General features: G+C 42.1%; 8 protein-coding genes. 2 read left to right on the top strand and 6 right to left on the bottom strand.

The features are described 5' to 3' along the window. Positions 1-106: 106 nt before the first annotated feature. From pulA to D8793_RS01690, 6 genes are all read right to left on the bottom strand, one after another. Entirely contained in the window at positions 107-2182 is a 2076-nt protein-coding gene (gene pulA / locus D8793_RS01715) for a type I pullulanase (protein ID WP_125370804.1), read from the bottom strand. A 15-nt stretch (positions 2183-2197) separates the two neighbouring features. Then, positions 2198-3181, bottom strand: coding sequence for a LacI family DNA-binding transcriptional regulator (locus D8793_RS01710; protein ID WP_125370805.1), 984 nt, complete (start codon positions 3179-3181; stop codon positions 2198-2200). Positions 3182-3190: 9 nt separating this feature from the next. Next, positions 3191-4003, bottom strand: a complete 813-nt coding sequence (locus D8793_RS01705) for a DUF1189 family protein (protein ID WP_125370806.1) — start codon at positions 4001-4003, stop codon at positions 3191-3193. A gap of 104 nt (positions 4004-4107) precedes the next feature. Then, positions 4108-4950, bottom strand: a complete 843-nt coding sequence (locus D8793_RS01700) for a sugar ABC transporter permease (RefSeq protein WP_005592080.1) — start codon at positions 4948-4950, stop codon at positions 4108-4110. A 1-nt stretch (position 4951) separates the two neighbouring features. Continuing rightward, the gene (locus D8793_RS01695) at positions 4952-6241 is read right to left on the bottom strand and encodes a carbohydrate ABC transporter permease (protein ID WP_125370807.1); all 1290 of its coding nucleotides are present in this window, start codon (positions 6239-6241) and stop codon (positions 4952-4954) included. A gap of 146 nt (positions 6242-6387) precedes the next feature. Then, positions 6388-7647 carry an extracellular solute-binding protein gene (locus D8793_RS01690; protein WP_062122814.1) on the bottom strand — a complete coding sequence of 420 codons (1260 nt, stop codon included), beginning with the start codon at positions 7645-7647 and terminating at the stop codon, positions 6388-6390. A gap of 317 nt (positions 7648-7964) precedes the next feature. Between D8793_RS01690 and malQ the strand changes: the two genes are divergently transcribed. Continuing rightward, complete coding sequence (gene malQ / locus D8793_RS01685) at positions 7965-9482, top strand: 4-alpha-glucanotransferase (RefSeq protein WP_260470224.1); 1518 nt, start codon at positions 7965-7967, stop codon at positions 9480-9482. 39 nt (positions 9483-9521) lie between these two features. Next, positions 9522-11783, top strand: coding sequence for a glycogen/starch/alpha-glucan family phosphorylase (gene glgP / locus D8793_RS01680; protein ID WP_125370808.1), 2262 nt, complete (start codon positions 9522-9524; stop codon positions 11781-11783). The last annotated feature ends 103 nt before the right edge of the window (positions 11784-11886 follow it).

The raw sequence follows: 11886 nt of genomic DNA, 5'->3' as shown, positions 1-11886 counted from the left end.
AATCTTACTCAAACTCAGTGCATACATTTATACATAAAAAAAAGAACAAGTTCAGCTGGATGTTTTCCCATCCAAAATGAACCTGTTCTTTTTTTTAGTTATTGCTTTATTTCAAAACCAAGACTTGCTTAGCAGGAACCGTATAAGAGTCTGCTAGCGGGGCGATTGGTTTTTTAGCGTTAATGTGCGGATACTGAAGGTGAATACTTTGCTTCATTTTATTTTCATAAGTTACTGCTTCAGTACCAAAGTTAATCAAAATGGTCAGCGCTTGTTTGTCTTTTTGAATCTTATATTCAAGGAGGCTAGGGCTGAGCCATTTGACCTGACAAGCTTTTTGAATAGCAGAGCTAGTTGTCAGAGTCAAAAGCGGGTGAGCCTTTCTAAAGGCAATGAGTTGCTTTAAAAATTCAATGTCTTCAGTGTAGTGAAGTGAGCGCAGCCAGTCTAGCTTGTTGACATCATCAGGCAGGTTATAGGTGTTGTCAATCAGATTCTTGGTCCGATAAAATTCCTGCCCGCTGTGGAGGAAAGGAACTCCTTGCGCTAAGAGAACGATATGCAGTGCTAGACGAGAGTTAGCTAGGCGTTGACGGAGGCTGATATTTGGATTTTGAATATCAAAATAATCAAACACCGTTGCGTTGTCATGGCATTCTACATAGTTGATCGCCTGATGAGGCGCTAGGAAATGTTGCTCTCCTGTCAAGCCGACATTGGCTGTCAGGACATTTTCTAGCCAGCTGGTCGCATGCTCTTTGTCCAGTCTGCTACCTTGGACGATGGTTTGCTTGATCGTATCACGGAAATGATCGCTGAAGAATCCATATTCAGGTAGTTGTTCAGCGTTGAACTGATGAGCTAGAAGGTCACTATCAAGACCAGTAGGCATCTGCCAACCTTCTCCGTAAAGGTAGATGTTGGGATGAATGGCTTTTAGTTCCTGAGCGATTTGCTTCATGGTGGTTATATCGAGAATGCCCATCAGGTCAAAGCGAAAACCATCAAAGCCGTAGAGGCTAACCCATTGCTGGACGGATTGTTGGATATAATGGCGCACCATAGCTTTTTCGCTGGCTACATCATTTCCGCAGAAGGTACCATTTGTCCGTAGGCCCTGTTCATCGAGACGATAGAAGTAGCCTGGCACAATCTTCTCAAAAGCATAGGCATCTGCCTCATAGACGTGATTGTAGACGACATCCATGATCACGCTCATATCAGCCTGGTGATAAGCTGCAATCGCGTCTTGTAGTTCAAAGATACGGCTATAGGGATTGTGTGGGTCGCTTGAGAAGCTGCCTTCAGGAACATTATACTGGACGGGATCATAGCCCCAATTGTAAACGAGTTCGGGGTGTTTTTCGTCAACACTGCCAAAGTCATAGACTGGCATAAGCTGAACGTGTGTAATGCCTAAATCTTGCAAGTATTTGAGACCAAAGGTCTGGCCGTGTACGGTTGGAGATTCGGACAGAGAAGCAAATTTACCAGGTTGTGAAAAACCAGCTTCCTTTTGCATGGAGAAATCACGCACGCTCATTTCATAGATAACGGCTTCTGTTGGTTTTACTTGGCTGGCAGCCCGACGAATAGGTCTGCTAATCTTTTTGCGGTCAATGACATAACTATGACCAGAGTTGGCATCTGAAGAGAGAGCGTAGGGGTCATGTACTTCTACCCATTTTCCGTTCACCTTATGGATATAGTAGTAGGCCTTGCCTTCTAAGTCTCCAAGGACCTGCGTATACCAGACGCCCCTATCTTGCCTTTGGAGAGGAATAATCTGATCTTCCAGATGAAGCAAAACTTTTTCCGAAATAGGCGCCCACAGTTTGAAATCTGTTGCCTGAGGGCTATAGCTAGCTCCCAAATCTCTTTCTTGGTAGCTAAATAATTCATCAAAAATTGGCTTTTGGACAATGTGACGATACTGGAGGATGCTGTGATTGCGATCCTGATCATAGACTGTGTAGGATTCAGTCAAATCAATCGGGTCATTGACTGAAAGGGTGTAGACAATCTGATGTTCTTGATTCTCAATTTTTTTGATAGTCAAAGGACTAGAGCTATGCTTGTCCTCTAGAGTAAAGTGGATTGAATAAGCGTCAAAGGATTTTTCCAATTCGATAGTGATGCTATTTTCATCATCTAAGTAGGCTTGGAAAATACGATAAACCATGAAATTTCTCCTTAACTAACGAGTAAGAATACTGTGTGGGATGACTTGGCGATAGCAAGTATGCTTGTCATCCTTATTATCTTTAATGATTTGGAGCAAGGTACGGAAAGATTCCCTCCCCAACTCGATGGTGTTGATATTAATATAGGCATCTACGTCGATGCGTGGCTTGATAGAGTCAAAAGTGATAATCGGGAAGCGGTAGTCAATGTCTTTGAGATAGTGGAGAGCCCCTTCGGCAACCATACTATCCGATGTCACAAAGGCCTCAATTTCCTGAATAGGCATCTTTTCCATAATCTTATAACTGCTATCTTCCAAGAGGAAACCGAAAGAAAATTTGACGATGTTTTCATCGAGAGGGATGCCTGCTTCTTCCAAGGCTTGTTTGTAGCCGGCAAACCGGTCTTGGGATACGACAAGCTCTTTATTCCCAGCTAGAAAGGCAATTTTTTTATAACCTTGATCTAGGAAATATTTGGTTGCATCGTAGCCAGCCTTGATATTATCATTATCAACCAAAGAAACAAATGGTGACACTGCTTTCCCTAAAATCAAGAAAGGAAATTGGTTTTTAATCGCAAAGTCAACCAGCGGATCGTTTGGCTTAGAATAGAGAAAAATCAAACCATCGACGCGTTTTCCGAAAATCATTTGTTTGATATTTTCTAAACGACGCTCTTCGTCCTGTCCGGTGCTAATCTGAATGGCATAGTCATGTTCAGACGCGATGCGCGAAATCCCCCGCAAGACAGTTGGGAAGAATGGGTTTTGGTAAAAAAGATCCGAATCATCGGGCAGCACCAGACCGATGACTTGGGTTGATTGGCTGACCAGACTTCTAGCGTTGAGATTTGGATGATAGTCCAGCTCTTTCATGGCAGCACGAACCCGTTTTTTAGTTTCATCGCTGATGGTTGACTTGTTTTGTACGACGCGTGTCACAGTTGAGGGAGACACACCCGCTAGTTTCGCTACTTCTTTAATCGTAACGCGCATAATAACCTCCTAATTTCTGAAATCCTCATCACGAAAATGTGTTTTGTAGAAAATAATCACCAAATAAAGAACAAACAAGATATTTTGGACGGTGATAATCGTAGGCAGGCTTTGCCCAAATAAGCCACAGATAAGACCGATAATCGTTGGCAATCCTAGGCAGTTGAGGATAAAGTGATAGCATTCTTTAAAGGTTTTAAAAGAAAATAGCCGTGATTTCTTGGTCAGATAGAGCAAGAAGGAAGCACCGAGTGCTAGAAAGGTAAAGTTGATGCTAAAGAGGAAGCCTGCGGAGAGGACTAGAAAGAGGCTGATTACCAAGCGGTTTTGTTGGAACCAGTCATTAGAAATGGCTTTGGTCAGGGCCTCTTTGCTTTTCAGAGCTTTCTGGTCAATGGCTTGGTAGCGGATATTGGCCAGCTCTTTTCCTTCTTTAGTGATTTTAAGATTTTCTTTGTCGAAGTAAAGCGTCAACTCCTTGCCTAATTTTAGCTCCTCATGATGGCCGATAATGACAGTCCCAGCGGCATTGTGATGAATGCCTTCAGGATTTTCAGTGGTCAGCATATGGTCTTTTATCTGGGCATGATGGTCAAAGTCAATCATCACGTCTTCATCCAGAGTGTCAAATGCCTTATCAACAAAGGTATCCAGAGCATAGCTCGTCAAAGACGCTGTCTGAATGGCCACGGGAATCAAAGACAGAGAAATCAAAAAGATACTGGTAAAGATGAGCTGGAACCAGCTAAGCATCCGACGATTGGCGAAAGTTTTTCTAAAACCAATCAAGCTCGAAAAATAATTAAAAGGATAAGGTAACATAGCTGCCTCTTTCTAAAATTATAATCAGGTGGTGGCCAATAAAGAACTTATTGGCTGCCATATAACTATAATTGTCTTTAAATCAAAAACAGGGTGGGACAAGATTATCCCTTGTCTCCACCACTTGTTAAACCAGATACAAAATTCTTTTGCAGGAAGAAGAAGAGAATACAGATTGGAAGGGCAGTGAGAATCGCACCGGCAGCAAAGAAGGCAATTTTTTGATTCTTGACATCGCTGACGAAGGTACGAAGACCAACTGCAACCGTATAAAATTCTTTTTCACGAAGAAGGAAGCTAGAGAGGATATAGTCTCCGAAAGGTCCCATGAAGGCCCATAGAGCTTGCACAGCAATCATTGGACGAACGAGAGGCAGGACAATCTGCCAGAAACGTCTGAAATGACCAGCACCATCTAATTTAGCTGACTCATCCAGAGACATAGGAACGGTATCGAAGTATCCTTTCATCAACCAAGCATTCATTGGAATACCACCACCCACATAAAGGAAGATAAGGAACCAGCTTTGGTTAAGGGCATTGAGCATCAGCGCCATAACGAAGAAGGCGGTCAGAGCTGCAATGGTTGGCACCATTTGGATAATCAAGAAGAAAACCAAACTTTGCTTTCTTGCGATGAAATTGTAACGGCTATATGCATAACCTGCAAGTACCACTATACTGGTTTGGACAATCATTGTCAAGACGGCAATGATAATGGTGTTAAAGTACCAAGTGCCATATAGAGTCTCTGAGAAGAGACGAGAGAAGTTTTCCAGACTGAAGTTGATGTCTGTGTCTAGCTTGAAGGCCACGACATTCCCCGTCTTGAAAGCAGACATGATCGTGATCAAGAGCGGGTAGAGAATGATAATGGAAAGCACTACAAGGTAGAGATAGGTCAAACTATGGTTGATAAAACGTTTAAATTTAACAGAACTATTCATCTTATACATCCTCCATATCAAATGCGTGTAGTTTCTTGAAGGCAATCATAGAGATAGAGATGACGATGATGGAGATGATGAGGGTAACGGCCGCCGCCATTGAATATTGCGGTGCTGTACCTGTGGTCAAACGATAAATCCAAGAAATCAAGATATCAGTTGAGCCGGCTCCTCCACCGACACTACCAGGACCACCTGCATTGAAGAGGTAGATGATTGAGAAGTTATTAAAGTTAAAGGTGTATTGACTGATCAAAGTTGGTGCCGCAACTGCCAAGATCATTGGGAAAGTGATGTTGCGGAATTTCTGCCAAGCATTGGCTCCGTCGATGTAGGCTGCCTCGTAAAGGTCATTTGGAATAGACTGCAAGATACCTAAGGTCAGGACATAGATATAAGGGAATCCAAGCCAACCTTGCATCATAATTAGAGCAATCTTAGTCCAAGTCGGATCAGTCTTCCATGGAATCAGCTGTCCATCTAGGAAGGGAAGAACCTTGCTGAGAAGCGGGATGACTTGAGTATTGATAGCCCCGATACTATCGTTGAACATATTTGAGAAAGTCAGGATAGTGATAAAGGCTGGAACTGCCCAAGGAAGCAGGAAGATAACACCGAAGATGCGTTTTCCTTTGATGAATGGTTGGTTGGCAATAATAGCAGTGAAAATACCAATTACGATTTGCAAAGTAGAGGCTGCCAGTGCCCAGATGATAGTCCAAGTCAAGACAGAACCAAAGGCCGCACGGAAGGTACTCAATTGCCAAATATTGGCAAAGTTGGTAAAGGCAACCCAATCCAAGAGTTTATTTGGTGGCAAGTGTTTGAAATCATAGTTTGTAAAGGCGATCAAGAGTGTTACCAATACAGGGAAAATGATGGCAAAGGTCATTGCCAGATAAGAAGGGATGATGAGTAAGTAAGGGAAGCCATTTTCATAGATTCCATCAAACATTTCCTTCAAGGTAGTATGGACAGGATAATCATTGTTCCATTGTTTAGCAACCGTCTGAGCATCCTTCAAGTTAAATCCATAGAAAATCAGGAAAAATACCACGAGGATGAGGTGGAAGGCACCGCGGATCAGCATGAAGAGTGAGTTGTCACCACGGACTTCACCAAGAGTGATGAGATTTTCAATTTCTGGTAGGGCAATAGCTACGAAATAAGCTAAGAATGCAACCGTAACCCCAAGAAAGATGTATCCTTTGGCTTTTTGATCATTATAGATTTGCCCCAACCCTGGAATGAGGGAGCGCAACATGGCTTGTTTGGGATCTTTTTTTGTCATTGTAGTCTCCTTAGATACGAGAAAGATTGAGGAATTGCAGTAAGTACAAGTCCTAATCCGAGTTTTTCTTAATTAGAAGATAGAATAAATCCTCATTCTATCAAACAAGGGGTAGGGAAAATTCCCACCCCTTTATTTAAACTTGCTTATTTGTTGCCGAATTTTTGATCGATAGTTTCTTTGATCAATTTAACAGCATCTTCAGCTGAAGTTTTAGCATCTTTCTTGCCGCTTACAGCATCGAAGAGCATGTTCTTAGCTGGATCCCAAACAGTACTCATTTCAGAGATATTTGGCATTGGTTCTGCAGATTTGAACTGTTTAACAACTGCATCTGTCAATTCATCTTTCTTACTTACAGCGTATTCACGTGCTTCTGTGTTCGCAGGAACTTCGTTTGTTGCATCGTAAAGAGCTTTTTGTTGTGCAGTTGATGCAAGGAAGTTAACGAATTTTTGTGCACCGTCAACGTTCTTAGAACCAGCAGGGATGACCCAAGCTTTACCACCACCAAAGGCTTTGTATTCTTTTCCGTTTGGAAGTGTTGGGATAGTTGCTACGCCGTAGTTTACTTTAGCTTCTTTAAGAGATGCAGCTTTCCAAGGTCCGTCGATGATTGCAGCAGTTTTTCCACCTTGGAATTGAGTTTGGATCAAGTTAGAAGCGCCTTCTGTATCTTGCATACCTTTAGGCCATTTTTCATACCAAGTTTTAGCGTATTCAATTCCTTTGATAGAACCTTCGTTAGCCAAACCGATATCTTTAGGATCTGTACCGTCTTTACCGAAGACATAAGCACCATTTCCAGCAAGGAGACCGTAAGCATAGTAGAAGTTTGTCCAGTCAGCAAGGAAAGCAGAAGTTTTGCCATCTTCACCTTCGAAAGCGTACTTGCTATCTTTAGCCAATTCTTCAAGTTCAGCAAATGTTGTAGGAGCTTTTTGGATCAGGTCTTTGTTATAGTACATTACCAAAGTCTCGATAACAGCAGGAGCACCGTAAGTAGTTCCGTCGATTGTTACCAGAGATTTAGTAGTATCGTCAGCTTTTGCATCTTTGCCCAACTCAACTTCTGAAAGTTGTCCGTCAGCACCTAGGCTTCCCACGCGGTCGTATGGTGCCATCATGACATCTGGAGATTTACCAGATTGGTTGTCAAGCGAAAGGTTATCAAGACCTGTAAGAGCATCACCAGTTTTGATAGTGACCTTTGTTCCGGTTTCTTTTTCATAAGCCTTTGCAGCTTCTTCCATGTAGCTCTTGTAGCCTTCGTCTACATATGCAGTGAGCTCATTGCTTGCAGCAGCTTCTTTTTTAGAAGATTTGCTACCGCAGGCTGTCAAAATAAAACCTGCTAAAGCAACAGTACCGAGAACAGCAACGCTCTTCAACATTTTGTTTTTCATGATTATTCCTCCTAAAGAATAAAAGTATAATACCATCTAAGAACACGCTTGCATAGCGCAAACGTTTTCTTGAACTTAAAATAATTTTAGCACAAAAGGTAAACGCTTGCAAGCGTTTTTAAGAAAATTTTAAAAAATTTTTAAGGAAAGAGTGTTAATTTAAACGATATATAAGGAAAGAAAATTGAAATCTATGGTATAATAAATAAAAAAGTTTTTTAAAAAGCTTGCACTTGAAAAAAAAATAGGTTATAATTCAAGCAACGCAAACGTTTTCGCTAAATAAAGTAGGAAACAAGCATGAAAAAATTTTTGAGGTGTTACATATGAAAGCGAGACAAAGTGGTGTATTGATGCACATTTCCTCTTTGCCAGGCAAGTACGGGATTGGTTCTTTTGGTCAGTCTGCTTATGATTTTGTGGATTTCTTAGTTAGAACGAAGCAACGTTATTGGCAAATCTTGCCTTTGGGAACGACTAGTTACGGGGATTCTCCTTACCAGTCTTTCTCAGCCTTTGCAGGGAATACTCACTTTATTGATTTGGATTTCTTGATTGACGAGGGCCTGTTGGCAGAAGAAGATCTAAAAGGCGTTGATTTTGGTGATGATCCAAAAGCTGTAGATTATGCAAAAGTATTTGAAGCACGTCGTCCTCTTTTGGAAAAAGCGGTTGCTCGTTTCCTTAAAGTTGGAGATCTTGACAAATTCCGTCACTTTGTTGCAGAAAATGCAGCTTGGTTGGAGCTTTTTGCGGAATACATGGCTGTTAAAGAGCATTTTGATCTGAAAGCTTGGACAGAATGGCCAGATGAAGCGATTCGTCGTCGCCAACCAGAAAGCTTGGCTAGCTATCGTGAGAAATTGGCAGACAAGCTGGAATACCACCGTGTAACTCAATATCTCTTCTTTAAACAATGGTTGGAACTCAAGAAATATGCCAATGACCATCACATCGAAATCGTTGGTGACATGCCAATCTATGTAGCTGCTGACAGCGCAGATGTCTGGGCTCAGCCTCACTTCTTCAAGACAGATAAGCAAGGTCGCCCAGTTAAGGTTGCTGGCTGCCCACCAGATGAATTTTCAGAGACTGGCCAATTGTGGGGTAACCCAATTTATAATTGGGATGCCATGGATCAAGATGGTTATGCTTGGTGGATTGAGCGTCTTCGCGAAAGCTTTAAGATTTACGACATTGTTCGGATTGACCACTTCCGTGGCTTTGAGTCTTATTGGGAAGTGCCAGCTGAGTCTGACACAGCGGCTACTGGTCACTGGGTCAAAGGTCCAGGTTATAAGCTGTTTGCCGCAGTGAAAGAAGCTTTAGGTGATTTGAACATCATTGCAGAAGACCTTGGATTCATGACGGATGAAGTCATTGAATTGCGTGAGCGAACTGGCTTCCCAGGCATGAAGATTCTGCAATTCGCTTTCAATCCAGATGATGAAAGCATCGATAGTCCACACTTGGCGCCACATAACTCTGTGATGTACACTGGTACTCACGACAATAATACTGTATTGGGCTGGTATAAGGATGAGATCGATGATCCAACCCGTGAATACATGGCTCAGTACACCAACCGCAAAGAATACGAAACGGTGCCACATGCAATGCTTCGTACAATCTTTGCTTCCGTTAGCTACATGGCTATCGCAACGATGCAAGATCTGCTAGAGCTAGATGGCTCTGCCCGCATGAACCTGCCTTCTACAATTGGCGGCAACTGGGCATGGCGGATGACAGCTGAAGAGCTAAACCCTATCGTAGAAGGTCAGCTTTATCATTTGACTAAGGTCTATCGTCGTCTGAATACGGACTTGCTTTCATAAGACAATAAATTTCAATACTTTCTAATACTAGGAGAAATCATGTCAAACTTACAAACATATATCCAAAAAACTTATCAAAAGCAAATTGCTGATTGTAGCAATGAAGAGCTTTATTTGGCTCTCTTGAACTACACAAAATTAGCGAGCGCTCAAAAGCCAGTTAATACTGGTAAAAAGAAACTCTACTACATCTCTGCTGAGTTTCTGATTGGTAAACTCTTGTCAAACAACTTGATTAACCTTGGTCTTTACGACGATGTGAAAAAAGAACTTGCTGCTGCTGGTAAAGACTTGATCGAAGTTGAAGAAGTAGAATTGGAACCATCTCTTGGTAATGGTGGTTTGGGCCGTTTGGCAGCCTGCTTCTTGGATTCTATTGCAACCTTGGGTCTCAATGGTGACGGTGTTGGACTAAACTACCACTTTGGTCTTTTCCAACAAGTCCTTAAAAATAATGAACAAACAACTATTCCAAATTTCTGGTTGACTGAGCAAAACTGGTTGGTTCGCTCAAGCCGTAGCTACCAAGTGCCATTTGCACACTTTACCTTGACATCAACTCTTTACGATATTGATGTTCCTGGTTACAAGACAGCTACTAAAAACCGTTTGCGCTTGTTTGACTTGGATTCAGTTGATTCTTCCATCATCAAAGAGGGAATCGAATTTGACAAGACAGATATCGCTCACAACTTGACTCTTTTCCTTTATCCAGATGATAGCGACAAGCAAGGTGAATTGCTCCGTATCTTCCAACAATACTTCATGGTTTCAAACGGTGCACAATTGATCATCGACGAAGCGATCGAAAAAGGAAGCAACTTGCATGATCTTGCAGACTACGCAGTTGTACAAATCAATGACACTCACCCATCACTGGTTATTCCTGAATTGATCCGTCTTTTGACTGCGCGTGGTATCGAGCTTGATGAAGCAATCTCAATCGTTCGTAGCATGACTGCCTACACAAACCACACTATCCTTGCTGAAGCCCTTGAAAAATGGCCTCTTGAATTCTTGCAAGAAGTGGTTCCTCACTTGGTACCAATCATCAAAGAATTGGATCGTCGTGTCAAAGCAGAATACAAAGATCCAGCTGTTCAAATCATTGATGAGAGCGGCCGTGTTCACATGGCACACATGGATATCCACTATGGATACAGCGTAAACGGGGTTGCAGCACTCCACACTGAAATCTTGAAAAACTCTGAGTTGAAGGCTTTCTACGATATTTATCCAGAAAAATTCAACAACAAGACAAACGGTATTACATTCCGTCGTTGGCTTATGCACGCTAACCCACGTTTGTCTAGCTACTTAGATGAACTTCTTGGTCGCGACTGGCACTATGATGCTGCTAAGTTGGAAGGTTTACTTGACTTTGCTGGTAAGCAAGAAGTGAGAGCAAAACTGGAAGGCATTAAAGCTCATAACAAGCGTAAATTGGCTCGTCACTTGAAGGAAGCTCAAGGTGTGGAAATCAATTCAGATTCTATCTTTGATATCCAAATCAAGCGTCTGCACGAGTACAAACGTCAACAAATGAACGCTTTGTATGTCATCCACAAGTACTTGGACATCAAGGCTGGTAACATTCCTGCTCGTCCAATCACTGTCTTCTTTGGTGGTAAAGCAGCTCCTGCTTACACAATTGCTCAAGACATCATTCACTTGATCCTTTGCTTGTCAGAAGTCATCGCAAATGACCCAGCAGTAGCACCACACTTGCAAGTGGTTATGGTTGAAAACTACAACGTTACAGCATCAAGCTTCTTGATTGCAGCTGGTGATATTTCTGAGCAAATCTCACTTGCTTCTAAAGAAGCTTCAGGTACTGGTAACATGAAATTCATGCTTAACGGTGCTTTGACACTTGGTACCATGGACGGTGCCAATGTGGAAATTGCTGAGTTGGTTGGCGAAGACAACATCTACATCTTTGGTGAAGATTCAGAAACTGTTATCGATCTTTATGCTAAATCTGCATATAAATCAAGCGAATTCTACGCTCGTCCAGCTATCAAGCCACTGGTTGACTTTATCATCAGCGACGCTGTTCTTGCAGCTGGAAATAAAGAGCGCTTGGAACGCCTTTACAATGAATTGATCAACAAAGACTGGTTCATGACTCTTCTTGACTTGGAAGACTATATCAAAGTCAAAGAGCAAATGCTTGCTGACTACGAAGATCGTGATGCTTGGATGGAAAAAGTTCTTGTCAATATCGCAAAAGCTGGTTTCTTCTCAGCAGACCGTACAATCCAACAATACAATGACGAAGTATGGCATTTGGATAACTAATTATTTAAAATAAGTGAAAAAGCCTAGGCAGGACTGTCTTGGCTTTTCTCGTGTCGGAAGACTACCAATACTGGCTTTAGGATCGTATCAGATCTTCCCTCTT

It is taken from the genome of Streptococcus cristatus (assembly GCF_003943465.1).
In the GTDB taxonomy this organism is placed as follows: Bacteria; Bacillota; Bacilli; order Lactobacillales; family Streptococcaceae; genus Streptococcus; species Streptococcus cristatus_C.
The sequence above is the reverse complement of the archived record's forward strand: the minus strand, read 5'-3'. Positions and strand labels throughout refer to the sequence as shown.

Excerpts from the sequence above, each read along its gene's own strand:
- pulA (WP_125370804.1), bottom strand. The coding sequence starts at position 2,182 with ATGGTTTATCGTATTTTCCAAGCCTACTTAGATGATGAAAATAGCATC.
- D8793_RS01710 (WP_125370805.1), bottom strand. The coding sequence starts at position 3,181 with ATGCGCGTTACGATTAAAGAAGTAGCGAAACTAGCGGGTGTGTCTCCC.
- D8793_RS01705 (WP_125370806.1), bottom strand. The coding sequence starts at position 4,003 with ATGTTACCTTATCCTTTTAATTATTTTTCGAGCTTGATTGGTTTTAGA.
- D8793_RS01700 (WP_005592080.1), bottom strand. The coding sequence starts at position 4,950 with ATGAATAGTTCTGTTAAATTTAAACGTTTTATCAACCATAGTTTGACC.
- D8793_RS01695 (WP_125370807.1), bottom strand. The coding sequence starts at position 6,241 with ATGACAAAAAAAGATCCCAAACAAGCCATGTTGCGCTCCCTCATTCCA.
- D8793_RS01690 (WP_062122814.1), bottom strand. The coding sequence starts at position 7,647 with ATGAAAAACAAAATGTTGAAGAGCGTTGCTGTTCTCGGTACTGTTGCT.
- glgP (WP_125370808.1), top strand. The coding sequence starts at position 9,522 with ATGTCAAACTTACAAACATATATCCAAAAAACTTATCAAAAGCAAATT.